We start from the raw sequence: 24746 nt of genomic DNA on the forward strand, positions 1-24746 counted from the left end.
CCGCCGCGCCGGGGCGCTCACCTGTCAGTCCCTTTCCAGCCCGGAGGCTCGCAGTGAAATCGAAGAAATGGTTCTCCCTAAGCATCGGCGCATTGGTCCTTGCGGCCGCGCTACCCGCCACCCAGGCATTGGCCCAGACCAAGGGCGGCACCCTGAACATGATTGTTCAGCCCGAGCCGCCTGTGATCGTCACGGCCATCAACCAGCAAGGGCCCACGCAATTCGTCGCGGGCAAGATCTACGAAAGCCTGCTGACCTATGACACCAACCTGAAGCCCAAGCCGGGCCTGGCCAAATCCTGGGAGGCGTCGGCCGATGGCTTGACCTACACCTTCCACCTGCAAGACAACGTCAAGTGGCATGACGGCAAGCCGTTCACGTCCGAAGACGTCGTGTTCTCGCTGGCCGAGATGCTGCCCAAGACGCATGCGCGCGCCCGCGTCATCCTGAACAAGTTCGTTGACTCGGTCACCGCGCCCGACGCCAAGACCGTCGTCATCAAGCTGAAGACCGCCTTCCCGGCCTTCATGCTGATGTTCGAACCGGGCTTTGCCCCCATGATGCCCAAGCATCTGTACGCCGGCACCGACTTCATGACCAATCCGGCGAACCAGAAGCCGGTGGGCACGGGCCCGTTCATGTTCAAGGAATGGAAGCGTGGCGAATACATCAAGCTGACGCGCAACCCCAACTACTGGAAGCCGGGCATGCCGTACCTGGACGAGTTGGTGTTCAACGTGATTCCGGACGCAGCCTCGCGCGCGGTGGCCTTCGAACGCGGCAGCGTGGACGTGCTGCGCGGCGGCGACGTGGACAACGTCGACATCAAGCGCCTGCGCGCCCTGCCCAAGGTGGAATACACCACCGCCGGCTGGGAGATGTTCTCGCCCCAGGCCTACCTGCTCTTCAACATGCGCAAGCCGCCCTTCGACAATCTGAAGGTGCGTCAAGCGGTCATGGCTGCGATGAACCGGCAGATGGTGGTCAACAATATTTTCTTCGGCCTGGGCAAAGTGTCGACCGGCCCGTTCGTCACCACCGAAATGTTCTACGACAAGAACACGCCGCCCATGCCTTTTGACATGAAGAAGGCGCGCGCGCTGATCAAGGAATCGGGCATCAAGCCCGAGGACTACACGATCCGCCAACTGAGCTTTCCGTACGGCTCCACCTGGGACCGCCTGGGCGAATACACCAAGCAGGCGCTGGAACAACTGGGCTTCAAGGTGAATCTGGAATCCACGGATGCAGGCGGCTGGGCCAGCCGCACCGGCAACTGGGACTTCGACCTGACCACCAACTTCACCTACCAGTACGGCGACCCGGCGCTGGGCGTGCAGCGTCTGTATATCTCGTCGAACATCGTCAAGGGTTCGCCGTTTGCCAACGTGCAGGGCTACAGCAACCCCGAGACCGACAAGCAGTGGGAAGCAGCCGCCTCTGAAGTCGACCCCGCCAAGCGCCAGGAGATCTACTCCAAGCTGCAGACGACGCTGGTCAACGAAGTGGCCAACGGCTTCATGGTGGATATGGAGTTCTCCACCCTGTACCGCGCCAACGTCAAGAACCTGGTCAAGACCGCCATTGGCCTGAACGAATCGTTCGACGACGTCTACATCGAAAAGTAAGCGCAGCAAGACGCCGCCGCGGAGCTCCCCGCGGCGGCGGATCCCGGCCGCGCGGCGGGCAGGCCCTTGGCTGCCCACGCCAGCCTGAGAAGGACTTCAAGCATGAAATTCCTGTCTTTTCTGTTGTCCCGCATCGGCAAGGCCCTGGTGGTCGTGCTGGGCGTGGTGATCATCAATTTCTTCCTGATCCGCCTGGCGCCCGGCGACCCCGCCGCCGTGCTGGCGGGCCAGGCCGGCGCGGGCGATGCCGCCTACGTCGACCAGTTGCGCGTGGCCTTCGGGCTGGACAAGCCCATCATGACGCAGCTCATGCTGTACCTGAAGGGCGTGGTGCAGCTGGACCTGGGCTTTTCGTATCGCAACCACGTCCCGGTGCTGGACCTGATCGTTGAACGCCTGCCCGCGACGTTCCTGCTGATGTCCTGCGCCTTTGTGTTTTCGATCGTGCTGGGCGTGTTCCTGGGTGTCGTCGCCGCCAAGGCGCGCTACCGCAACAAGCGCCGCTGGATCGACAGCTCGGTCATGACGGGCGCGCTGCTGCTGTACGCCACGCCGCTGTTCTGGCTGTCGCTGATGGGCATCCTGCTGTTCTCGGTGGTGCTGGGCTGGCTGCCCGCCTTCGGCATGGAAACCGTGGGCGCCGGCCTGACCGGCTGGGCCCGCGCCTCGGACATCGCGCAACATCTGATCCTGCCTACCGTCACCCTGGGCTGCTTCTTCATGGCCGTCTACGTGCGCTTGACGCGGGCATCAATGCTGGAAGTGATCGGCATGGACTTCGTGAAGACGGCGCGCGCCAAGGGGGTTAGCCCCAGCCGCGTGATCCGCGCCCACGTGTTGCGCAACGCCCTGCTGCCCGTCATCACCTTCGCCGGCATCCAGCTTGGCCAGATGGCCGGCGGCGCGGTGCTGACCGAAACCGTGTTTGCGTGGCCGGGCATCGGCCGCCTGATGTTCGACGCCCTGCTGCAACGCGACTACCAATTGCTGCTGGGCATCTTCCTCGTCACTTCCATCATGGTGGTGGTGTTCAACCTGCTGACCGACGTGCTGTACCGCCTGATCGATCCGCGCATTGGCGCCGGTGCGCAGCAAGGAGCCGCCGCATGAAGTCATTTGCCCAACGTTATATGCGCAACTACGGCGCGGTGGCTGGCCTTGCCATCATGCTGATCGTGGTGATCGTGGCGCTGGCCGCCCCGCTGCTGTATGAAGAGTCGCCCTGGATGATGGTGGCCGACCCTTTGATTCCGCCGTTCACCAATGCCGCCTACCCCTTCGGCACCGACATGCTGGGGCGCGACATCACGGCGGGCCTTGTGTGGGGCGCGCGCGTGTCGCTGATGGTGGGCCTGCTGTCGACCGCGGTGGCCTTGCTGTTCGGGATCCTGATCGGGTCGGTGGCCGGTTACTGCGGCGGCCGGGTGGACGACGCGCTCATGCGCTTCACCGAGTTCTTCCAGACCATTCCGCAATTGGCCATGGCGGTGGTGCTGGTGGCCATCCTGAGCCCATCGGTGTATTCCATCATGGGGGCCATCGCGGTGGTGTCCTGGCCACCGGCGGCGCGGCTGGTGCGTTCGGAATTCATGACGCTCAAGCAGCGCGAATTCGTCCAGGCCGCCATCGTCATTGGCCAGACGCCCGCGCGCATCGTCGGCACCCAGATTCTGCCCAACGCCATGTCGCCCATCATTGTGTCGGCCTCGTTCATGGTGGCGACCGCCATCCTGACGGAATCGTCCCTGTCCTTCCTGGGCCTGGGCGACCGCAACCTGATGAGCTGGGGCTTCATGATTGGTGCTGCGCGCACGATGATCCGAGAAGCCTGGTGGATGAGCGTCTGGCCCGGCGTGGCCATCTTGCTGACGGTGCTGGCCATCAACCTGATCGGTGAAGGCTTGAACGACGCCCTCAACCCCCAACTGCGCAAGCGCGGCGAATAGGAGGCCGACATGACTGAAGCCACGCCTCTGTTGTCCATTCAAAACCTGAGCATTGCGCTGCCCCGGGGCGGCGACCGACCCTTTGCCGTGCAGGACATTTCCTACGATATCCACGCCGGCGAAATCCTCTGCATCGTGGGCGAGTCCGGTTCGGGCAAGTCCATGAGCGCCAACGCCATCATGGGCCTCTTGCCCGACTACCTGACGCCGCAGCAAGGCCGCATTCTGTTCCGTGGCAAAGACCTGCTGCGGCAAGACGAAGCCACCCTGCAAGCCATGCGCGGCAAGGACATGGCGATGATCTTCCAGGAACCGCTGTCGGCCCTGAACCCGCTGATGACGGTGGGCGAACAGATCAGTGAAGTCATGCGCGTCCACAACGCCTATCCGGGCGCCGAACGCATGCGGCGCACGCTGGAACTGCTGGACTTCGTGGGCCTGCCGGACCCGGCAACCCTCTACCACGTCTACCCGTTCCGTTTGTCCGGCGGCCAACGCCAGCGCGTCATGATCGCGATGGCGCTGGCGCTGGAGCCCGCGCTGCTGATCGCCGATGAGCCCACCACGGCGCTGGACGTCACCACGCAGGCGCAGATATTGGCGCTGATTGCCCGCATCCAGAAGGAAAAAGGCATGGGCGTGATGTTCGTCACGCACGACTTCGGCGTGGTGGCCGAAATTGCCCATCGCGTTGCCGTCATGGAAAAAGGCATCTTGGTGGAGCAAGGCCCCGCCGACGAGGTCTTGAACCGTCCGCGCCATCCCTACACCCAGCGCTTGATCGCGGCGGTGCCGCACCGCCGTGGCGAAGAACGCGTGGCAACCGGCGACGACACGCCCGTGCTGGAAGTGAAAGACTTGAAGAAAACCTACGTGATCGGCCATGGCTGGCTGGGCGGCAAGCGTGAGATACATGCCGTGGACGGTGTCAGCTTCACCGTGCGGCGCGGCGAGACGCTGGGCATCGTGGGGGAATCGGGATCGGGAAAATCGACCATCGGAAAATGCCTGTTGAAGCTGGTGGGCATCAACGGCGGGCAATTGATCTTCAACGGCCAGGACATCGCCAAGATGTCGGAGTCGCGCTTTCGCCCGCTGCGCCACGATATCCAGATGATCTTCCAGGATCCGTTCGCATCGCTCAACCCGCGCCACACCGTGGGACGCATCATCAGTGACGGCCCGGTGGCCAACGGCGTGCCGCGCGCGAAGGCCGAGGCCCGCGTGCGCGAACTGTTGTCGCTGGTGGGCCTGGACCCGTCCGCCTTTGACCGCTATCCGAATCAGTTTTCGGGCGGGCAGCGCCAGCGCATCGGCATCGCGCGCGCGCTGGCGTTGGAACCCAAGGTGCTGGTGGCCGATGAATCGGTATCGGCGCTGGATGTGTCGGTGCAGGCCCAGGTGCTGCAACTGCTGCATGACCTACAACAGCGCTTGCAGATTGCGCTGGTGTTCATCACGCACGACCTGCGGGTTGCCGCTCAGATCTGCAATTCGGTGCTGGTGATGCATCGCGGCAAGGTGGTCGAGTACGGCTCGCCGTCACAGATTTTCGACAACCCCCAGGATGCCTACACGCGGCAGTTGATCGCCGCCGTGCCCGGCCAGCACTGGGACCCCACTCAGGCGACAATGGCCTGATCACAAACGCCCTTCCCCGCAAGACAATCCCAAGCAAACCTCAGGAGCATTCCTCGTGCAACGTCCCGCCGCCATTCCCACCGTGCAGATCGATAACGAATTGGTCACCGTCACCGAATGGCGCTTTCCGCCCGGTGGCGAAACGGGCTGGCATCGCCATGGCATGAACTACGTGGTGGTCCCGCAGACCACCGGCCCCTTGCTGTTGGACACGCCTACCGGCCAGGTCACCAGCCAGCTTACGACGGGCATCGCCTACTATCGACCGGTTGGCGTTGAGCACAACGTCATCAATCCCGGCGATACCGAATTCGTTTTTGTCGAAATCGAAATCAAGCAGGCCTGACGCATCAGCGAGGATCATCATGAAGGCGTTTTTCTCGGAAGAACAATTGCTGCACACCCCGCAGCAGTTCATGCGGCTGGGCCGGCTCAGCGCCCCCACCGATCTGCCGTCGCGAGCGGAGAGCCTGCAAGGCGCGCTGGCGGCGCGCGGCATCCTCGTGGAAGCCCCTTCCGACTACGGCCGCAAGCCGCTAGAAAGCATTCATAGCGCCGACTACCTGAACTACCTGGAAACCGCGTACACCCGCTGGCAGTCGCTGAAGGCGCCTGGCGTGGACCCCGGACCGGAAGTCCTGCCCAACCTGTCGCCCTACTACAGCGGGCGCATCGAACAGGCCGGGCGCGGGCCCTGCCCTTCGCCGTCCATCGTGGCGCAAACGGGCTACTACCTAAGCGACCTGTCTTGCCCGATCGGCCCGCACACCTGGCGCTCGGCGCTGCGGTCAACCCATAGCGCGGTGGCGGCGGCGGACCATGTCGCCAGCACGGCGGGCATGGCCTACGCGCTGTGCCGTCCGTCCGGGCATCACGCGCATCGTGACCGCGCCGGCGGCTTCTGCTACTTGAACAGCAGCGCGGCGGCGGCCAGCCGCTTGCTGCAAACCTGGTCCAAGGTGGCGGTGCTGGACGTGGACGCGCACCATGGCGATGGCACGCAGAACATCTTCTACCAGCGCGCCGACGTCATGACCGTGTCGCTGCACGCCGACCCCAGCGCCTACTACCCTTTCTACACCGGCTACGCGGACGAACGCGGCCACGGCGCGGGCGAAGGCTACAACCTGAACCTGCCGCTTGCGCATGGCTCGGGCAACGATCCCTTCCTGGCCGCGCTGGACACGGCATTGACGGCGCTGGCAGGCTACGGGCCGCAAGCGCTGGTGCTGGCATTGGGCTTCGACACCTACAAAGACGACCCGATCAGCGTGCTCAAGCTGGACATCGACGCCTACCGCGACATCGGCGCGCGCGTGGCCAGCCTGCGTGTGCCGACCGTCGTGGTGCAGGAAGGCGGCTACATGGTCCAGGCCATCGGCCCCGCGCTCGACGCCTTCATGCAAGGCATGAGCCAGGCCAGCGCCTGACGCGCGCATCCTTCCATGGCCTCCGTTCCAGACGCCGTCCTGCCCGCCCCCGCCGCGTCGCGCAACGCGGGCATCCTGCTGTTCTTCGCGGCGCTGGTGGCATTCGCCACGTTTGACGCCGGTTCCAAGCACATGCTGGAACGCTATCCCGCGCCCTTTCTGAACGTGATGCGGTATTTGGCGGTGATTGTCCTGGCGGTGTACATGCTGTGGCGCCACGCCCCCGGCCTGCGCTTGCGCGACGCGCCCGAGAAACCGCTGCTGGTGCTGCGCGGAGTAACGCTGGCCACGGTGGCCACGTGCTTCATGACCGCGCTGATCTGGATGCCGCTGTCGGAAGCCACCGCCATCTATTTCACCTCGCCGCTCATCATGGTGGCGCTGTCGCCCTGGCTGCTGCGCGAACGGGTGCGGCCCGTGCAGTGGGTGGCGGTAGCCGCGGGCTTTGCCGGCATGCTGTTGATTGTGCGCCCCGGCGCCGACCTGCCGCTGCTGGGCACACTGTTGATGGCGGTCTCGGCCGTGTGCTACGCGATTTTCCAGGTGCTGACGCGCAAGCTGTCGGGCAAGGTGCCCGGGCCGGTCCAATACGCCTATACCGCGATCATCTGCCTGATTGTCACGGCGCTGCCCGCCCCCTTCTTCCTGCCGGACCCCTGGCCTGGCGCCGCCGACGCCACGCTGATCATCGCGCTGGGCGCATGCAGCGGCTTGGCGCAGGTGTTGCTGATTGCCGCGTTCCAGCGCGTATCGGCCGCCACGCTGGCGCCCTTGAATTACTTCCAACTGCTGCTGGCGGTCTTGTTCAGCACGTTCTGGTTTCAACGGCCGCCAGACGGCCTGGCCTTGGCGGGCATGGGGCTGATCATGGCCTCGGGCGTGTTCCTGGCGCTGCGCCGCGCGGCATGACGCCGCCCTTCAACTGGTTTCGCGCTGCACCAGCGTAAAGCCCAAGTCCACATGGCGCTGGGCGACAGGCTCGCCGGCCAGGTGCCGCATCAACAGGTCGGCCGCCGACAGGCCGATCTGGTAGCGCGGCGTGGCGATGGTCGACAAGGGCGGAGTGGTCCAGGCGGTTCCGGCCAGGTCATGAAAGCCAATGATGGCCATCTGCTCCGGCACGCGCACGCCCAGCCTGCCGCACTGAAACACCGCGCCCTGCGCCAGGTCATCGTTGCAGAAGAAGACGGCATCGCAATCGGGATGCTGGGTGCGCAGCGTGTCTAGCAAGGACGCGCCAAGGCTGATGGACGATTTCTCCGGCGTCATGATTTCCAGCGTGGCGTCGTAGCAGCCCGCATCGCGCAGCGCCTGCCGCGCGCCTTCGCAGCGGCGCAGCGAACGCGGGTCCAATTGCGCCCCGATGATGCCGATGCGACGGCGGCCGCGCTCAACCAGGTGGCGGCAAGCGGCGTAACCCGAATCGAACTGGGAAAAGCCCACGCTCATGTCCTCGCCATCGGCCAGCGTTTCGATGGTGTGCACCGTGGCAATCCGCTGCGTGCGCAGCAACGCCCAGGTGCCTGGGTTGTGGTCGATACCGGTCAAGATCACGCCGTCCGGCGAATGCTGAAGATATTTGCGCAGCAAGGCTTCTTCCGCGTCGGGCGAATACCCCGTCACCCCGATCAGCATGTGATAACCCTGCTGGTCCAGCACTTCCTTGATGCCGGAAATAATGTCCACGAACACCACGTTGCTCAACGACGGAATCAACACCACGATGGTTTGCGACCGCGCCGACGCCAACGCGCTGGCGGCATGATTGGGCACGTAGCCCAAATCCTGGCAGACCCGGGCGATGCGCAGGCGCAAGGCCTCGGCCACCTTGTCAGGCGTGCGCAACGCGCGCGACACCGTGATGGCGCTGACGCCCGCACGGCGTGCAACCTCTTGCATGGTGACGCGGCCGGCGTGTGAGCTGCGGGGTTTACGGACGGACATTGGGCCTCGTGGTCGAATGGGAAGCGCGTAGTCTGACGCAAAAAACAGGGCTTGCCAAAGCCGAAATGTTAGCGCTAACATCCGCAAAAGCATAAGCGAAAAAAGCCCCGGAAAACGGGGTAGGAGACAAACATGCAAGCTTCCCGATCCGGGCGGCCCGGCGGTTCCCCGTTGGCCCGCGCCGCCGACTGGTGTTTCAAGTTGCAGACCTGGCTGATGGTGGCCTGTCTGGTCGTCATGGTCGTGCTGCTGTTCGGCAATGTGACGCTGCGCTACCTGTTCAATTCCGGCATCAATGCGTCAGACGAGGTGTCCCGCCTGGCCTTCGTCTGGCTGATCTTCCTGGGCGCGGTGATTGCCCTGCGCGATCACCACCACATTGGCGTCACCATGCTGGTCGACCGCTTCGGCCCCACGGCCCGCCGCGTGTCGCACGTGTTCTGCCAGTTGCTGGTGTTGTGGGTGCTTTGGCTGATGGCGCAAGGCAGTTGGGTACAGACCGTGATCGGCATGGGCACCGTGCTGCCCGTGACGGGAATGCGCCTGGCGGTGTTTACCAGCGCGGCGCTGTACGCCTCGGTCGCCATGGGCATCCTGACCGTGATCGACATCATCCGTGTGCTGGCAGGCGGCCGCTTGCCGGCGGAATCCAGCCCGGAAGACCCCGCCATCTGATCGCGGCCCTGCCCGCCCCCCGCATCCGCCTCACTGCCCCGCCCGGAAACTCGTAATGATCCTGACCGTCTTCCTGCTAGTGCTGCTTGGGCTGATCGCCCTGGGCATGCCGATTGCCTTCGCGCTGCTGCTTAGCGCCCTGGCGATGATGTTCCAACTGAATTTCTTCGATACGCAGATCCTGGCGCAGAACATGTTGACGGGCGCCAACAGCTTCACACTGATGGCGGTGCCGCTGTTCATGCTGGCGGGCGAGCTCATGAACGCGGGCGGCATTTCGCGCCGCATCGTGCGCCTGGCCAGCATGTTCGTCGGCCATATTCAGGGCGGATTGGGCTACGTGGCCATTTTTGCCAGCGTGCTGCTGGCCGCGCTGTCCGGCTCGGCCGTGGCCGATGCCGCCGCGCTGGGTTCCCTGCTGATCCCCATGCTGCGCGAAAAAGGCTATGACGCCGGGCAGGCTTCGGGGCTGATCGCCGCCGGCGGCATCATCGCCCCCATCATTCCCCCGTCCATCTCGTTCATCATTTTTGGCGTGGCCACGAATGTGTCGATCACCAAGCTGTTCTTTGCGGGCATCGCGCCCGGGCTGATGATGGGCATGACCTTGGTGGCGGTATGGACCTGGGTGGCGCGCAAGCACGGCAGCATCACGCCTACGCCGCGCGAGCCCTGGAGCAACCGCTGGAAAGCGCTGCGCGAATCGCTGTGGGCGTTGATGTTGCCCGTCATCATCATCGGCGGGCTACGCGGCGGCATTTTCACGCCGACCGAAGCGGCCGTGGTGGCGGCCGTCTACGCGCTGGCCGTCAGCCTGTTCGTCTATCGCGAAATCGGCTTGCGGGACCTGGTGCCGTTGTTCGTCAACGCCGCGCGCACCACGGCCGTGGTGATGTTCCTGGTGGCCGCCGCGATGGTGTCGTCCTACATGATCACGCTGGCTGACATGCCGCAAGATCTCATCGCGCTGCTTGCGCCCATCATGGACCAGCCCAAGCTGCTGATGTTCGCGCTGCTACTTCTGTTGATCCTGATCGGCACGGTCATGGACCTGACGCCCACCATCCTGATCCTGGCGCCGGTGCTGATGCCGGTTGTCACCAAGGCCGGCATCGACCCCGTCTACTTCGGCGTCATGTTCGTCATGGTCGGCTGCGTGGGTCTCCTGACCCCGCCCGTGGGCACGGTGCTGAACGTGGTGTGCGGCGTGGCCCGCATCAATATGGAAACTATCTGCAAGGGCGTGTGGCGCTACGTCGTGGCCTACGCGATCTTGCTGATTCTGTTGGTGATCTTCCCAGAACTGATCACCGTACCCGCACGCTGGATGCACTAGCGGCATAGAGAAAACCCCAAGGAGGAGCACCATGACCATTCGATTCAAGACCCGTCTACTTGTGCTGGCTACCGCGCTGTCCTGCGCCGTGGCCGGCGTGGCCGCGGCGGCCGACGTCAAGCCGCGCCTGATCCGCTTCGGCTACGGCCTGAACGAAGAAAGCGTCCAGGGCCGCGCCGCGCGCTTCCTGGCGCAAGAGCTTGAAAAAGTCAGCGACGGCAAGCTGAAGATGAGGACCTTCGGTTCCGCCACACTGGGTTCCGATGAACAAATGCAGGGCGCCCTGGCCGGCGGCGCACAGGAAATGATGGTGGGTTCCACCGCGCCATTGGCAGGCATGGTCAAGGAATTTGGCGTGTTTGACCTGCCCTTCCTGTTCAACAGCGAAAAGGAAGCCGATGCCGTGCTGGATGGCAAGGTGGGCCAGGACCTGTTGAAGAAGCTGGAAGCCAAGGGCTTGGTCGGCCTGGTCTATTGGGAAAACGGCTTTCGCAACATGACCAATTCCAAGCATCCGATCGTGCGCGCGGAAGACATGCAAGGCATCAAGCTGCGGGTCATGCAGAACCAGATTGCGTTGGGCGTCTTCAACACGCTGGGCGCGAACGCCGTACCGATGCCGTTCTCGGAACTGTTCACCGCCTTGGAAACGCGCACGGTCGACGGCCAAGAAAACCCCATTACCACCATCCAAAGCAGCAAGTTCTACGAAGTGCAGCCCTTCCTGACCATCACGCGCCACGTCTACACGCCGTGGGTGGTGCTGGCCTCGAAGAAATGGTGGGACACCTTGTCGCCTGACGAACAGAAGCTGATCCGGCAGGCAGCCGCGGCCTCGCGCGATTTCGAACGCAAGGACAGCCGCGAGGATTCGACCAAGGCCATGGCGACGCTTGAAAAGGCCGGCATGAAGATCAACACCGTCAGCCCCGAAGAAGTGGCCCGCATGCGCCAGAAGGTTCAGCCGGTGGTCGACAAGTACACCCAGGAACTGGGACCCGAGCTCATCAAGCAGATGAACGACGAGATCCAGAAGGCGCGTAACTAAGGCCTGTTTACTGACGTCTCAATATTGGCGTCTTATTACCTGACGCCCAAGCGAAGCAAGCGAGTCACCCATGTCTCAGATACCCCGCAAGTTGCGCAGCCAGAAATGGTTCGACGACCCCTCGCACGCCGATATGACGGCGATCTACGTCGAGCGCTATCTTAACTACGGCCTGACGCGGCAAGAGCTGCAGTCCGGGCGGCCGATCATCGGCATCGCCCAGACCGGCAGCGACCTGGCGCCCTGCAACCGGCATCACCTGGCGCTGGCCGAGCGCATCAAGGCGGGTATCCGGGACGCGGGTGGCATCCCGATGGAGTTCCCGGTACATCCGCTGGCCGAACAAGGCCGGCGGCCCACGGCGGCGCTGGATCGCAACCTGGCCTATCTGGGCCTGGTTGAGATCTTGCACGGTTATCCGCTGGACGGCGTGGTGCTGACCACCGGATGCGACAAAACCACCCCCGCTTGCCTGATGGCCGCCGCCACGGTCGACCTGCCCGCCATCGTGCTGTCGGGCGGGCCGATGCTGGACGGCTGGCACGATGGCCAGCGGGTGGGATCCGGCACCGTCATCTGGCATGCGCGCAACCTGATGGCGGCGGGCAAGCTGGACTACGAAGGCTTCATGACACTGGCTACGGCATCGTCGCCGTCGGTCGGGCACTGCAACACCATGGGCACGGCGCTGTCCATGAACTCGCTGGCGGAAGCGCTGGGCATGTCGCTGCCCACCTGCGCCAGCATTCCGGCGCCTTATCGCGAACGCGCGCAGATGGCCTACGCCACCGGCATGCGCATTTGCGACATGGTGCGCGAAGACCTGCGACCGTCACACATCCTGACCCGCCAGGCCTTCGAAAACGCCATCGTCGTGGCGTCGGCGCTGGGCGCGTCCAGCAACTGTCCGCCCCACTTGATCGCCATGGCCCGCCACGCCGGCATCGACCTCAGCCTGGACGATTGGCAGCGCTTGGGGGAAGACGTGCCGCTGCTGGTCAATTGCGTGCCGGCCGGCGAACACCTGGGCGAAGGCTTCCACCGGGCGGGCGGCGTACCCGCCGTCATGCACGAACTGCTGGCCGCGGGCCGCCTGCACGCAGACTGCGCCACCGTGTCCGGCAAAACCATCGGCGACATCGCCGCCGCCTCCAAGACCCGCGACGCCGACGTCATCCGCACCTGCGAGGCGCCGCTTAAGCACCGCGCCGGCTTCATCGTGCTGTCGGGCAACTTTTTCGACAGCGCCATCATCAAGATGTCGGTCGTGGGCGAAGCCTTCCGCCGCACGTATCTGTCGGAGCCCGGATCGGAGAACGCCTTCGAGGCGCGCGCCATCGTGTTCGAAGGCCCCGAGGACTATCACGCCCGCATCGAGGACCCGTCCCTGAACATCGACGAGCACTGCATTCTGGTGATACGTGGCGCCGGCACGGTGGGCTATCCGGGCAGCGCGGAGGTCGTCAACATGGCCCCGCCTTCGCACCTGATCAAGCGCGGCGTGGACTCGCTGCCTTGCCTGGGCGACGGCCGCCAAAGCGGCACATCGGCCAGCCCCTCCATCCTGAACATGTCACCGGAAGCCGCTGCGGGCGGGGGCCTGGCGCTGCTGCGCACGGGCGACAAGATTCGTGTCGACTTGAACCAACGCAGCGTGACGGCATTGGTTGATGACGAAGAAATGGAACGGCGCAAACAGGAACCGGCATACCAGCCACCGGCGTCGCAAACGCCTTGGCAGGAGCTCTATCGGCAACTGGTCGGCCAATTGTCGACCGGCGGTTGCCTGGAACCCGCAACGCTTTATCTGAAAGTGATCGAAACGCGGGGCGATCCCCGGCATTCACACTGAACGCAGAAGGCTGAATGCCCCCGCGCCGATTCGGCGCGAAGCCCTATCGTTGCAAAGGCTCGCTACCGGCACCCGTCGTCATCTTGGGTGCCGGGCGGCTGAGCACATACGCCGCGCTGGCCAGAAAGAACAGGCCAACGCCCACGGCCAGCGGCCACGACGGATGCGCGCTCCACCAGAAAATGCCGTATCCCACCATCATGCCCAGGCAAGCGAACGCTTTGCCCTTGCGCGACACGGCCTTCTGTTCGCGCCAGATACGCAAGGGCGGCCCGTAAGTCGGACTATCCAGCAGCCATTTTTCCAGGCGCGGAGACGAGCGCGAAAAGCAGCCCACCGCCAAAATCAGGAAAATCGTCGTCGGCATGACCGGCAAGAACGCGCCGATGACGCCCAATGCCAGCATCACGCAGCCCAACGCCAACCATAGAGCTTTGATCATGATGGTCAGCAGAATATCGCAAATGCCGCCAACGCAGCCGGATTCACCCGCATGATGCGCGGCCTATGTGCGAGGCTCCGGCATTTGGGCGCTTAGCATGTCGATGAATTTCGGGCTTGGCGATCCGCCCGCCGCGCGCGCGCGCACCACCATTGCCCAGGCCTGGTCATATTGCCCGCGCCAGTAATAGGCGGTGGCCCAGGACGAATACAGATACCCCTTATCCGGTTCGACGGCCTCGCCTTTGCGGTACCACTCGTCGGAACGGGCAGTTGCCGCCACCCGCGCTTCAGGAGGCAGCGTCTTGTCTTCCGCCGCGCAGCGGGCCGCGATACGCCCGGCATCCGCATAGATACCCTGGAAGGTGGGTGGATCATGGCTGATCGCCAAATCCATCATGCTCATGGCCTGGCAGAACTTATTCTGGTCATGCAGCACGGCGGCAAAGCCGGTATAGACCTCGGGGTTGTTCGGATTCAACAGCCAGGCCTGATTGAAGCGGCGCATCGCCATGCCCAACTGGTCGGCTTGATAAAAACGGTATCCCTGGGACACCCACGCCCGCGACGCCTTGTCGGCGGATCCGAACGCCTGGACAGCATCCGCAACAAGCTTTTTATCGCTGGCCTCAAGTTCGGCGGCGGCGGATCGGTCCATACCCCCGTACATGGGCAATTCGTCGATGCGTGGCTGCGCTTGCGTTGCAGGCGGCGGCTTGATGGCGCAAGCCGCCAGTCCCAGGCAGGGAACCAGCAGTAGTGCCTTGAGCGATTTATTCATGGTGTGGCCGGTAGGAAAGATACGCCGGACCTTATCAGATATGGCGCGGCACTGGCGCACGCCGTGCCTGGCATGTCACTTGCTGAGTGGGACCCAGTTTCTATTCTTTGGGGGACCACCATGAAATCCGACGACGTTGTGGAAATGGAACCGGTCGAGCGCGGCAATCGCTCGCTACTTCGCGATTTGAAAGACATAGATGCCAGACGCCCCGACTTTCCTGGCGAGCATGTGATCGTATTTGGCTTGGGCGCATTGCTGATGGTGGCCGGCCTGAAGGGCCGAACCTTCTTCAAGCGCACCGTGCTGACGGCTGCCGGTACCGCGCTGATGGGCCGAGCCGCAAGCGGCACGGGCGGCATCGCGAAACTGGCGCGTGTCGTCAAGAAATTAGGCTGAAGACGACCGCGAGCCAAATACGCACCATGGAAGCGCTATGGGATTTTCTTCAATGGCCGGCGATGCTTACCTCGCTAGCCGCCGCCTGGCTGGTGGCGTCGCAAGGAAAAGCGAAACGCCAATGGGGATTCTGGGTATTTCTATTCAGCAACGCCTTGTGGATTGCATGGGGATTGCACGACGGGGCGTTTGCGCTGATCGCGCTTCAAGTTGGGCTGGCCGCGTTGAATATCCGTGGGGTGATGAAAAACAAACGAGCGGGCAGTGCAACATAGGCAGCGGGATACCCCTAAAGTCGCCACACATCTACGGCCAATTCCGCTTACATCTTTATCAATTCCGCCCCTACTCCAAAAGACTACGACCACCCTAGAATCGGTTCACTGCCACTTTTGGCTGATCAGGAGCCATTCCATGGATGCCGCCCCCACTATCAAGAAATATGCCGCTGCCATGATCTGCTGTCTGTACGTGGGTGGCAGCGCAGTTGCCGCTCCGCCCGAAGGAAAAGGGAAACCCGATAACGCGGGCCAAAGTCAGGGCCAGGGCAACAAGAACAACGGCAACGGCAACGGTAAAGGCAATGGCAACGGTAATGGTGGCAATAAGGGCGGCTCGTCCAAGGGGGGAGCCGCCGATTCTCGCGACACGAACGTGACGCTACGCCACGCCGGCATCACGATCTCGGTCGCGCGGGGCTACGCGGACGAGTACGGATTGTCGGGTTACAGCGCATTGCCGCCCGGCGTCCGAAAGAACCTGGCACGCGGCAAGCCCCTGCCCCCGGGCATTGCAAAAAAGATGGTCCCAGGTCCGATGCTGGCACGCCTGCCCGCCTATCCTGGCTACGAATGGCGAGTCGCAGGATCCGATCTGATCCTCGTGGCTGTCGCGACCGCCGTGGTCGCCGATGTGCTTTTTGATGTTTTTGATTGAAGCAAGACCCGGCGAAACCCTAGGCGAAACTGGCAGGGTGCGGCGCAGATTGCAAAAAAGCCGCGAAGTCCAAGACTTACGCGGCTTTCAGAGCATTGCCCAGCTCGCCAGCAGGAACTGGTTTTCCAAAAAACCAGCCCTGTCCTACGGCATGCGGCGCACGTTCTACGATGTAGTCAACCTGCCTGCGCATTTCTATGCCTTCCACGACGAGTTGAATGTCCAACTGATTGGCCATTTCGATTACTTGATCTAATACCGGAATGGCGCTGGAAACATCTCCAATCGCCCCAACAAAGATTCTGTCCAGCTTGATCCCGCTGACGTCCCATTGGAAAACGTTCACCAGGTTGGAATACCCCACGCCAAAATCGTCCAGGAAGACTCTGAAACCCGCTTGGTGATAGCGCTTGAACAGATCTGCCGGTGAGGTGGTTGAGAACCTCGCGGACTCAGTCACTTCAAGCACAATCCGCTCGGGCGAAACCCCACGCTCTTCTACCCAATGAACGAGAAATTCAAGGAACAGGTCGTCTTCCAAATCCGCGGGAAAGACATTGACACTCAAATAGAACGGCTGCGCGGCGGCCAACCGTTCCCGCACGCCGTCAATCGCAGTGCGGACGATGTATCTCGTGAAAAGTCGACGCAGTCCCATGGACTCAACCCACGGAATGAACGTGTCCGGAGAAATAGGCCCCACTTCGTCATGCGTCCAGCGGGCTAGCGCTTCAGCGCCAACCATTTCGCCAGTCGCAAGAGAACAGAGCGGCTGATAGTGAACGTGTATTTTCTCTTGACGCAGGGCCTGGGCCATACTTCCGCGCAAACCGTTTGATCCTCGCCACCAGAGGAACAACGCTATGCCACTGGCCGCGCCCAGCACCATCCCGATCAGGGCGGACACCAGCACCGAAACGCGCGCATCCACCCGGGTAAAAGACTCAACACAGACGTCGGGCTCACCAGCCGACGAACACGTGACCCCATGCCGAATGATCCCAAGCCGGCTCGCTAACCGCCCCATAACGCTCGAGTCTTTCGTCGCATGTGGCTGAGAACCGAATTCTTGGATCGTGCTTCCGTCTCTTGAAAATACCCGTCCCCAGAAACGGCCAGAGTGCTCTTCCACCTCGCCAAGTGCATTGGGGATAATAAATACCGCCACGCGGTCATTTGCCGCTAGCCCGCCAACGAACGATGGCTCAACCGGGTTTGTCAGATCTCTCCACAGGGTGATGCCGTTGCGCACGCGCTTCCCGCCAGGAGGAAGAGCATACGATTCTTTCCAGTGTCCCCACACGGCCGAGCATCTCAATGCCCCATCGGAAATCCGAGCGATGTCGCCGGCATACCTGGACTTAAAGAGGCGCGCCCTCATCCGGGCAAGGTCCTCGTCCGAACAGGATTCCGCCGGAGCGCTCAGCTCAACAATCGTGGCGATTTGCTCATTGGCAATGTCGAGCGAACGTCGAAGTAGATGGTCATTATTGTGATCAACGATATCGTCCGCGTGCGAAGCTTCAAGCGAATAGCCGATTGCCCCACAAAGCAGGGTGAGCACCACAACAGTTGGCACGAGGACCAAAAGCAACCCATACCGGCTTGGGAGACGGCCTGTCGTCATAATCATCCTTAGGAACTAAAGAGATTCTACGATCAGCACAGACGGCGGCAATCATTCCATCAGAGCTACTATCCCCGCTCTCTTTTTTGCGCAAAATTGATGCGCGGCAATAGGTTTGCTTGATGCAGGCTCTGACCACATCACCCGCCCGCCTCCCTTCCCGCAGTTGGCGGCGCAGAATGCAAAAAAGCCGCAAAGTCATAGACTTATGCGGCTTTCGGAGCAGTGCTGGGCACTGCTTTGCAGGAATCTGGTAGGCGGTATTGGAAGCGGAACCCAGGTGTAAGCCGCTGATTTATAAGGAAGTGATCGCTGTGCGTCTGCCCGCTTACCCTCATTCCTACCTTTATTTCCGTCGGTCGGTGCCGTGATGGGGCTCGAGCTTGCGCCACTATTCCCGCAGCCTCTGCCCTTAGTCGCAACGCTTCAGGAATGACTGCAGTGTAGATCTGATTTAGAGATATTTTGATACTTTTCGTGATATCATCTACTCGCTTAGCTGCGAGCGACGGAATCATAACCCGCAGGTCCCCCGTTCGAATCAGGGCTGCGCCACCGAAGAATTCAAAGGCCTCCACGTAACTGGGGGCTTTTTTCATTGGTGTGTTTTGGACGAAATATTAGACAGCGTCCAATATCCAGTAGGCCATACAGTACCCACCATCTCTCAGATTTTTCTATCAAAAAGGAATGAAGTGGACGCGTTCATTGCTTGGCTCTTCTCCTCACCTCCGGCGGCATGGATCCAAGCTTTCGGCACCCCCCTTATTGGGCTGGTAGCTGCCTACATCGCTCTCCAGGGAGCCAGAACGGCTCGCAACAAGTTGAAGTACGACATGTTCGAGAAGCGACTACAAACTTATCGTGAGCTCTCCACGCTGATATCAGAAGCCAAGAGTGCGGGTTGGTTTTCCTTTCCGTTGATGTCCAGTTTCAGGCAATTGCAGGCCCAAGCTCGTTTCTTGTTCTCCGATGGGGCAATCGACTCACATCTGGAGGCGGTAAGCTCCCATTTATTCAGCCTAATTCCCGAACTTACAGCCTCTGATCCCCCACCCGAAGAGGAAGCTGAGCTTCAGCTCCATCGTCGAGGCACTTTTATTTGTTGGAGGTTCCGCCTAAGTCCCAACCTAGCAAAGAGCCGCAAGGAACTGGAACGAGAGAATCCTTGGCTATCGTCGATCGGTTGGCTTGTCGCACACGAGTCGGAATTGGACAATTTAACGCTACCCTACCTCCGCCTCTCACACTGAGGATCGCGCCCGCTATTGCTGTCGACGACCCGCCCTATACTGGGCTTCTCCTTGGAGAGCTCCATGTGCAGCCACTATCAAACACTCAAAGACGCCGAGCTGCGGCTCAAGAAGTTTGGCGTGCGCGAGAAGCCAACCGCCATCAGCAAGTACGACATGTGGCCGCGCTACCAGGGCGTCTTCGTGCGCCGGCCGGTGGAACATGATGCGGGCGACGAGGCAGTGCCGGAACGCGAAGCGGTGGTTGGCCGATGGGGCCTGATCAGTGCGATGACGAAGGCCGACGGCCTGGACAAGGCCGGCAAGCTGTCGACGTTCAACGCCCGCAGCGAGACTGCACCCAAGTCCTTCACCTTCGGGAACGCCTGGCGCCGCGGGCAGCATTGCATCATCCCGGCCGACGCCATCTTCGAGCCCGATTGGAGATCCGGCGCCGCGGTGGCGACGCGCTTCACCCGGGCCGACGGCGCGCCGCTGGGGATTGCCGGCCTCTGGGATCGGTGGCGCGAAGCCGCCGGCCAGCTGCAGGAAAGCTACACCATGCTGACCATCAACGCGGACGAGGATCCCCTGTTCAGGGACTACCACCAGGCCGGGTAGGAAAAGCGCATGGTCGTCATCCTGCCAGAGGGCGCTTACAGCGACTGGCTGACTGCGCCGGCCGAGGCAACCCGCGAATTCCTTGTGCCCTTCCCCGCCGACAAGCTGGTCGCAACGCCGATGAAGTGACCCCGATTTAGCTGGAATGCACTGGATATTACAACAGTATTTTCCACTATGCCCTTCAAAGCCCCTCGACCCATGCCGACCTCAGGGCCATCCGCGAGCGTCAGCCCTGGAACCCCTATGTAATCGCCCTGCTATGGGAGGTCAAGCGGATGCGCTCGGAATTCCTGCGCTGGCATCAGGTACGAATGACCTGAAGCGGCCCACCGGCCTGATGAGCGATATCTACGACGAGCTGCTGGGGCGCCTGGCGGTAGAGCCGTGCATGGCTGAATGCGACCGGGATACCCAGGATCGGACGGAAGCTGCCAACAAGCTGCGCAAGGGCATTGCGCCGCGATGATTGACGACGATGATACGTACACCTTAATCAGCCAGCACCCGCGGCCGAATCAAGGCTATGCAATCCCAGTCACCGGACTTCGACGGGTAGTTACAACATCAATGCAACATCCAAACAACTGCCCGAAAAAAATTTGCGTACGCCGCACTTTGTATATACACTGTCCTCTCTGTCTCTGTATATACAAAAAAAATGCTACTCAATAACATCGTGATCGTACCCGAGATCCGGCATAAGCTTGAGACCAAGCATCAAGTGCGCGAGATCGAAGTCCACCAGTGCTTTCTCAATCGAGATGGCCCCTACGTCGAGGACACTGAGGAGGAACATGCAACTGACTCTGGATATCCGACCGAATGGTTTGTTGCCGAAACGGACAAAGGCCGCCTGTTGAAGGTGTGTTTCGTCTTCGAAAACGGCAACGTTTATGTGAAGTCTGCTTACGACGCCAACGAAAAGTCCATTGCTCTGTATGAGCAAAAAAGGGACGCCGCGGGTTAGCAGCAATTTAGCAGTGTAGTGAACAGAAAGAACGTGAAAACAGAACTAGGAGTCGCAATGACTGACGCTCAAAAAATCCCCGGTACGGAAGCGGCGTGGGATTCCGGTGATCTGGGTGAAAACCCGGACACTGCTCGAGTCGTGTCCAAAGAGAAAACCGCTGAGATCGAAGACGCAATTGGCCTGCAGTCGATCTCTATCCGCCTTCCGAAGTCGCTGATCAACAATTTCAAGCTAATTGCGCGCATCCATGGCATGGGCTACCAGCCGTTGATGCGCGAAGCCCTCAACCGCTTTGCGCAAGGAGAGATGAATATCCTCCTCGCTGACTACGCCTCCCGCCTAAAGCATGAGCAGGCGAGCGCAGAGCCAGAAGCCGAGCAGCACCTAACCCGACAGGCCGCGTGAGCGGTCAACAGTAGAATGAGATAGGGCCCCGTAGCGCGCCAACGCAAAGGGGCCCTTAATAAGTGCGAAAGTCCAAAGGTCCCATGGGCAACGCACCTTGACTGCAAGGTAGAAATTGCATCGTAGTCGGTCGCCAAGCCGGCTGTCAATGTCAAGGTAGATGTTGGGACGGCGTTTAGGAGCATCAATATGCACCCGAGCGACACCGAAGAGGTCATCTATCGTATGACCATCACCGTCAAGGGGCGTGTTATCCGTCGCCCGGACGGTCGGCCGTTCCGGATTGTGTTGCGCAAGAAAAAAGCCAACTAACAAGCCGGTACCCCAAAGCCCCTGACTCCGGTCGGGGGCTTTTTGTTTATCAAAGATCAATCGAGGGCTGAGCGCTAAGTGCTCGGCCAGGCCCGCACCGTCTCCCGGTGCCGCGACGCGCAGATCCCCCAGAGCACTAGCACCTGCTCCTGCGCCCAAACCTGCCAGTCGTCGTAGCTGTCAGGGTTTCGCGGCGGGTCCGGGATCAGCGGGCATGGCTCGGCCAGGCTGCTGTCCAGAGGCGGTACCTCGCGCGGCACGTACTGCGTCGGTGAGACTGCGCACCCGGACATCATCAGGGCGGCAGCCAGCAAGAAGAGGTTTCGCATTTTTCAGTGCCTTTGTGATTTCGCTCACCTGCCTCGGAAGTGCGCCGGCGTCGGCCGCTGCGCGCGCTGTCGCGCCCGCGATCGCGCTGATATCGCCCTTGATGGCGTCTAATACCGCTGCGTTCGTGTCTGCCCTGGTCTGCTGCTGATCGCGCTGCAATTCGGCGATGTGAACGTCCTTGCGCCAGCCCTGCGCGGTCCACGCTGCGCCACTGGCCAACCCAGCAGCGACCAGCGCCACAGCCCCGTAACCTCTCCACCCAGACAGCGCTTGAGCAAGCCTGCCAGCGGCGGTCATGGCCGGCCTCGCCAATCGCGCGGGATCTGGAAATGGGGACCGTCTCGCATCCTCCAGGTGCCGCCCCACTCCACCGGCACGCCAAGCTCTGCGGCGCATGCCTTGACCACGTCGGCTAGGTCGGCGAAAGCCTGCCAATCGTTCCAGGGAATCGCGCCGCGCACCAACGGCGCCAGGTCGACGGCGTGGCCGAAGCCGTCGGCCTGCGGCAAGTGGTAGCTGCTCATCGTTTGGCTGGCGCCCTTGGTCACGTACTCGCGCTGCTGCGCCAGCGGCCGGACGCCCTCCACCACCATGAAATCGACGGTGGTGCGCTGAATGGCAAGTTTGACGACTTCGACAAGGTCGGGATGCACACCGATGAGGCGTGTCAGGCTGCGCTGCGAAAGTCGGAACTGGCTCATTTCGGGTCACCTCCCAGCTTGAACGAGATGAGCCGGCGCACCGCCAACTCCAAAACTTGCTCACCCAAAATTCCCATGGCCGCGCCTGCCCCGACCAAGACGGGCATGGGTGCATCCGGATACGGAATCAAGAGCAGCGTCACAACCATCGACAGCGCACTGCCGAGGATCACGCGCCCGACTACTACGCGCCATGACATCGCCTCCTTGTTCGTCAGTGCGCGGCCCACTGCCACCAACGCTCCGACGCCAGCCAGCCATGCAAGCGTTCTTTCCCAATCGTTCATAACATCCCCTGAAGACGAAAAAAAGCCCGCTTCGGCGGGCATAAAAATTAAAGGTACTTTCGGCTAACATCGCCGCAACTCACATTCATCCATTCAAAATGCTAAATAGCGTCCAGCTTTTGCGCGTCGTTGCAGCGCTCCTTGTATTTGGAGCCCACATCCCGAAATGGGCGCTTCCCACGCTGAACCCCCTTAACTGTGGGCGTGACGCCCTCATGTGCGGCGCAATCGGCGTAGATATATTTTTCTGCATCAGCGGATTCTTGATGTATGTGACGACTATCAACAAGGCCCCAGGCATTCGCACCGCCGCATCGTTCTTGACGCGTCGAATATTTCGGATTTGGCCGCTCTACATAGCCGCCACGGTGCTCTATATGAGCTATTGGCAAGTGCCGGTGCTCAACTATCTGCGCCCGCTACTCTTCCTGCCCATCTATCAAGAAGTCGGGTTTAGGGACCCCCCAATTTCTGCCGGGTGGACACTAAATTTCGAGATGTATTTCTACCTTTTGGCGACCATTGCATTGCTCTTCCCATGGAAGATGAAAGGCGTTGCTGTTCTGGTGGCCTGTCTAGGCGTAGTGTCTCTGCTGCTGGGCGATACGACTTACTTCATCGGGTCGATCATCGTAGAGTTTTCCTTGGGAATCCTACTTGGGGCTCTATTCGTCCATAAGGAGACTTGGTCAAAGCTCCAGAGCATGCGGGTGCCGTTGCTTATTTCAAGCGCCATCTTGTTCATGCTGGTAGCGCATGGCACTGACTGGCCCCGCGACCCCGGCGCATCAGTACCTCGGATGGAAATTCTCGTATATGCCCTTGGAATGCCACTTCCCCGTTTTATTGCTTGGGGGATCCCCGCCGCACTTCTGATGGCGTCAATCATGCTCTTCGAAGATCGCATTCCACGGCGCGTGGCATGGCTGGGTGACTACACGTATTCCATCTACCTGCTTTACCTTCCTGTCGCGTGGTGGATTGAGGTCTATTCAAAGACGCTGACATCTGAGACCTACGCCTCCGTGCAAGCTTACGGTGGGTTCACCACGCTTATGGTGGGCGCATTGTTTGCAGCGTCCTTTGTCTCCTACCATGTGATCGAACGCCCCTTCCAACGGCTTGGCGGAGCACTTGCAAATGGCGTCGAGCGCCGACCTCTGACGAAATCCTTCACGACGGTTGTCTGATGATTATTCACAGAGGGGGGGCCGGCCAATCTACCGAAAGCGCGAAACGTTCGCCTTCCTCAATACGGTTAAGCGCAACGCGGTACTTCTTCCAGGAAAGCAGCCGCGCCTTGTCCTCTGCCGTCGAAACATCAATGTCCACCGCATCTTGCAGGGGTGCGATTCGAATTGCAGCTTGAGACAAGCGGAAGTCACGTTCGGCGAGTGTTTGAGCTCGTACCGACTCTGCGGTCTCTGGCGGCGGTTCAGCCAACTTCGGATACCCATCTTCGCCCGCCACAATGAACATTCCCTGCGCTTGCCCTTCAAGCAGCTGCTGGTGTTCTTGGACGCCGCCTTCAATAGGCAAGCAGTCGCTCGGCATACTGTCGCCATGGATCTCACGGGAATAAAAGCCCTTAGAAGCGGCGCTGTAGAGAATTTCCATATCAGATCCTTTCAATATCCAATTGCAATCACGTTAGCCAGCGCGCCCGTATAGGTGACAAATCCGCTGCCATTCCAACGGTAAGCCGTTACGCCGACAGAAGTCCTGGTCAGATTGAACACCCCATAGACTGTCAAATCGTTGGTAAACCATGCCGATGAGTTGGACTCTGAGGCGATAGCCTTCAAACACGCATTCGGTAACGCAAACGGGAAAGTGGCGGTTGTCGAAGAGTTCACCGTGGCCGGCGCAGTAGGAATTGAAGAATCAGACCGCCGGGCAGCTTTTGATATCCATTCGTGACCAGCGACTGATTCGCACCCTTAAAGGCGTCAGCCAGCTTCTTCGGTGTCAGCGCCGTCGCGTCATCAATTAACCCTTGCGACTGTGCAACCGTCGCAAGCTTGAGAATGCCAGCCGTTGATGCTGCCGCATCCGGCAGCGTTAGCGCGTGGGTATGGCTTGTGGACTGCACGGCATTAGTGGTGTCGCTCGAAATGGTGCCCGGCGTTCCCAGCGTGACCGTTCGATTTGCCGTCAGAAGGCTGGCAGGCGGATATCCCGCCGTTCGACCCGGGCGCGTT

29 protein-coding genes and 1 pseudogene are annotated in these 24746 nt (G+C 61.3%); 20 read left to right on the plus strand and 10 right to left on the minus strand.

What is annotated here, in order from left to right; genetic code table 11:
• The first annotated feature begins 53 nt into the window (after window positions 1-53).
• From ACE04A_RS11190 to ACE04A_RS11220, 7 genes are all read left to right on the plus strand, one after another.
• Window positions 54-1628 (plus strand): ABC transporter substrate-binding protein, encoded by a 1575-nt coding sequence (locus ACE04A_RS11190; RefSeq protein ID WP_448719162.1) that lies wholly within the window; start codon window positions 54-56, stop codon window positions 1626-1628.
• 102 nt (window positions 1629-1730) lie between these two features.
• A complete protein-coding gene (locus ACE04A_RS11195; protein WP_100855145.1) occupies window positions 1731-2738 on the plus strand; it encodes an ABC transporter permease in 1008 nt (335 codons plus the stop codon).
• Window positions 2735-3574 (plus strand): ABC transporter permease, encoded by an 840-nt coding sequence (locus tag ACE04A_RS11200; protein WP_230693998.1) that lies wholly within the window; start codon window positions 2735-2737, stop codon window positions 3572-3574. The genes ACE04A_RS11195 and ACE04A_RS11200 overlap by 4 nt, the downstream gene beginning before the upstream one ends.
• Before the next feature lie 9 nt (window positions 3575-3583).
• A complete protein-coding gene (locus ACE04A_RS11205; protein WP_438858593.1) occupies window positions 3584-5215 on the plus strand; it encodes an ABC transporter ATP-binding protein in 1632 nt (543 codons plus the stop codon).
• A gap of 55 nt (window positions 5216-5270) precedes the next feature.
• Window positions 5271-5561: a cupin domain-containing protein gene (locus tag ACE04A_RS11210; protein WP_100855142.1), complete on the plus strand. Its 291-nt coding sequence runs from the start codon at window positions 5271-5273 to the stop codon at window positions 5559-5561.
• 19 nt (window positions 5562-5580) lie between these two features.
• On the plus strand, window positions 5581-6645 hold the full coding sequence (locus ACE04A_RS11215) for a histone deacetylase family protein (protein ID WP_448719164.1): 1065 nt from the start codon (window positions 5581-5583) through the stop codon (window positions 6643-6645).
• Between the two features lie 15 nt (window positions 6646-6660).
• A complete protein-coding gene (locus tag ACE04A_RS11220; RefSeq protein ID WP_259249178.1) occupies window positions 6661-7554 on the plus strand; it encodes a DMT family transporter in 894 nt (297 codons plus the stop codon).
• Window positions 7555-7563: 9 nt separating this feature from the next.
• Here the strand turns inward: ACE04A_RS11220 and gntR are convergent, their stop codons facing one another.
• A complete protein-coding gene (gene gntR, locus ACE04A_RS11225) occupies window positions 7564-8589 on the minus strand; it encodes an HTH-type transcriptional regulator GntR (RefSeq protein WP_259249179.1) in 1026 nt (341 codons plus the stop codon).
• A 132-nt stretch (window positions 8590-8721) separates the two neighbouring features.
• Here gntR and ACE04A_RS11230 point away from each other — a divergent pair, with 132 nt between their 5' ends.
• The 4 genes from ACE04A_RS11230 (at window position 8722) to ACE04A_RS11245 (ending at window position 13500) form a co-directional block, all read left to right on the plus strand.
• Window positions 8722-9264, plus strand: a complete 543-nt coding sequence (locus ACE04A_RS11230; protein ID WP_448719165.1) for a TRAP transporter small permease — start codon at window positions 8722-8724, stop codon at window positions 9262-9264.
• 55 nt (window positions 9265-9319) lie between these two features.
• Complete coding sequence (locus ACE04A_RS11235; RefSeq protein ID WP_279997478.1) at window positions 9320-10600, plus strand: TRAP transporter large permease; 1281 nt, start codon at window positions 9320-9322, stop codon at window positions 10598-10600.
• Window positions 10601-10631: 31 nt separating this feature from the next.
• Window positions 10632-11648, plus strand: coding sequence for a TRAP transporter substrate-binding protein (locus tag ACE04A_RS11240; RefSeq protein WP_100855136.1), 1017 nt, complete (start codon window positions 10632-10634; stop codon window positions 11646-11648).
• 70 nt (window positions 11649-11718) lie between these two features.
• Window positions 11719-13500, plus strand: coding sequence for an IlvD/Edd family dehydratase (locus ACE04A_RS11245; RefSeq protein ID WP_259249183.1), 1782 nt, complete (start codon window positions 11719-11721; stop codon window positions 13498-13500).
• A 43-nt stretch (window positions 13501-13543) separates the two neighbouring features.
• Here the strand turns inward: ACE04A_RS11245 and ACE04A_RS11250 are convergent, their stop codons facing one another.
• Window positions 13544-13942 (minus strand): YbaN family protein, encoded by a 399-nt coding sequence (locus tag ACE04A_RS11250; protein WP_448719168.1) that lies wholly within the window; start codon window positions 13940-13942, stop codon window positions 13544-13546.
• 63 nt (window positions 13943-14005) lie between these two features.
• Complete coding sequence (locus ACE04A_RS11255; protein ID WP_259249185.1) at window positions 14006-14722, minus strand: hypothetical protein; 717 nt, start codon at window positions 14720-14722, stop codon at window positions 14006-14008.
• A gap of 120 nt (window positions 14723-14842) precedes the next feature.
• Between ACE04A_RS11255 and ACE04A_RS11260 the strand changes: the two genes are divergently transcribed.
• The 3 genes from ACE04A_RS11260 to ACE04A_RS11270 all read left to right on the plus strand — a co-directional run bounded on the left by ACE04A_RS11260 (window position 14843) and on the right by ACE04A_RS11270 (window position 16057).
• Window positions 14843-15121: a hypothetical protein gene (locus tag ACE04A_RS11260; protein ID WP_100855132.1), complete on the plus strand. Its 279-nt coding sequence runs from the start codon at window positions 14843-14845 to the stop codon at window positions 15119-15121.
• 26 nt (window positions 15122-15147) lie between these two features.
• Window positions 15148-15396, plus strand: coding sequence for a hypothetical protein (locus ACE04A_RS11265; protein WP_100855131.1), 249 nt, complete (start codon window positions 15148-15150; stop codon window positions 15394-15396).
• 139 nt (window positions 15397-15535) lie between these two features.
• Window positions 15536-16057, plus strand: coding sequence for an anti-virulence regulator CigR family protein (locus ACE04A_RS11270; protein ID WP_438859976.1), 522 nt, complete (start codon window positions 15536-15538; stop codon window positions 16055-16057).
• A gap of 76 nt (window positions 16058-16133) precedes the next feature.
• Here ACE04A_RS11270 and ACE04A_RS11275 read toward each other — a convergent pair whose 3' ends face one another.
• Complete coding sequence (locus ACE04A_RS11275; RefSeq protein WP_448719169.1) at window positions 16134-17684, minus strand: EAL domain-containing protein; 1551 nt, start codon at window positions 17682-17684, stop codon at window positions 16134-16136.
• A 1316-nt stretch (window positions 17685-19000) separates the two neighbouring features.
• Between ACE04A_RS11275 and ACE04A_RS11280 the strand changes: the two are divergent.
• From ACE04A_RS11280 to ACE04A_RS11300, 5 genes and pseudogenes are all read left to right on the plus strand, one after another.
• Window positions 19001-19666, plus strand: a pseudogene (locus ACE04A_RS11280) (SOS response-associated peptidase).
• Window positions 19667-19877: 211 nt separating this feature from the next.
• A complete protein-coding gene (locus ACE04A_RS11285; protein ID WP_448719170.1) occupies window positions 19878-20006 on the plus strand; it encodes a hypothetical protein in 129 nt (42 codons plus the stop codon).
• A 192-nt stretch (window positions 20007-20198) separates the two neighbouring features.
• Complete coding sequence (locus tag ACE04A_RS11290; protein WP_448719171.1) at window positions 20199-20507, plus strand: BrnT family toxin; 309 nt, start codon at window positions 20199-20201, stop codon at window positions 20505-20507.
• Between the two features lie 57 nt (window positions 20508-20564).
• Window positions 20565-20915, plus strand: coding sequence for a hypothetical protein (locus ACE04A_RS11295; RefSeq protein ID WP_448719172.1), 351 nt, complete (start codon window positions 20565-20567; stop codon window positions 20913-20915).
• A 189-nt stretch (window positions 20916-21104) separates the two neighbouring features.
• Window positions 21105-21227, plus strand: coding sequence for a hypothetical protein (locus ACE04A_RS11300; protein ID WP_448719173.1), 123 nt, complete (start codon window positions 21105-21107; stop codon window positions 21225-21227).
• Between the two features lie 180 nt (window positions 21228-21407).
• On the opposite strand, the gene ACE04A_RS11305 is transcribed toward ACE04A_RS11300, so the two are convergent.
• The 3 genes from ACE04A_RS11305 to ACE04A_RS11315 are packed head-to-tail and all read right to left on the minus strand — an operon-like array spanning window position 21408 to window position 22545.
• Window positions 21408-21854: a hypothetical protein gene (locus tag ACE04A_RS11305; RefSeq protein WP_448719174.1), complete on the minus strand. Its 447-nt coding sequence runs from the start codon at window positions 21852-21854 to the stop codon at window positions 21408-21410.
• Entirely contained in the window at window positions 21851-22258 is a 408-nt protein-coding gene (locus ACE04A_RS11310) for a M15 family metallopeptidase (protein ID WP_485820126.1), read from the minus strand. The genes ACE04A_RS11305 and ACE04A_RS11310 overlap by 4 nt, the downstream gene beginning before the upstream one ends.
• Window positions 22255-22545, minus strand: coding sequence for a phage holin family protein (locus ACE04A_RS11315; protein WP_448719176.1), 291 nt, complete (start codon window positions 22543-22545; stop codon window positions 22255-22257). The genes ACE04A_RS11310 and ACE04A_RS11315 overlap by 4 nt, the downstream gene beginning before the upstream one ends.
• A gap of 98 nt (window positions 22546-22643) precedes the next feature.
• Here ACE04A_RS11315 and ACE04A_RS11320 point away from each other — a divergent pair, with 98 nt between their 5' ends.
• The gene (locus tag ACE04A_RS11320) at window positions 22644-23735 is read left to right on the plus strand and encodes an acyltransferase family protein (RefSeq protein ID WP_448719177.1); all 1092 of its coding nucleotides are present in this window, start codon (window positions 22644-22646) and stop codon (window positions 23733-23735) included.
• A 7-nt stretch (window positions 23736-23742) separates the two neighbouring features.
• Here ACE04A_RS11320 and ACE04A_RS11325 read toward each other — a convergent pair whose 3' ends face one another.
• The 3 genes from ACE04A_RS11325 to ACE04A_RS11335 are packed head-to-tail and all read right to left on the minus strand — an operon-like array spanning window position 23743 to window position 24637.
• A complete protein-coding gene (locus tag ACE04A_RS11325; protein ID WP_448719178.1) occupies window positions 23743-24162 on the minus strand; it encodes a tail fiber assembly protein in 420 nt (139 codons plus the stop codon).
• 11 nt (window positions 24163-24173) lie between these two features.
• On the minus strand, window positions 24174-24401 hold the full coding sequence (locus tag ACE04A_RS11330; RefSeq protein WP_448719179.1) for a gp53-like domain-containing protein: 228 nt from the start codon (window positions 24399-24401) through the stop codon (window positions 24174-24176).
• On the minus strand, window positions 24398-24637 hold the full coding sequence (locus ACE04A_RS11335; RefSeq protein WP_485820127.1) for a hypothetical protein: 240 nt from the start codon (window positions 24635-24637) through the stop codon (window positions 24398-24400). The genes ACE04A_RS11330 and ACE04A_RS11335 overlap by 4 nt, the downstream gene beginning before the upstream one ends.
• Between the last annotated feature and the right edge of the window lie 109 nt (window positions 24638-24746).

Source organism: Achromobacter colocynthidis, from assembly GCF_057334535.1.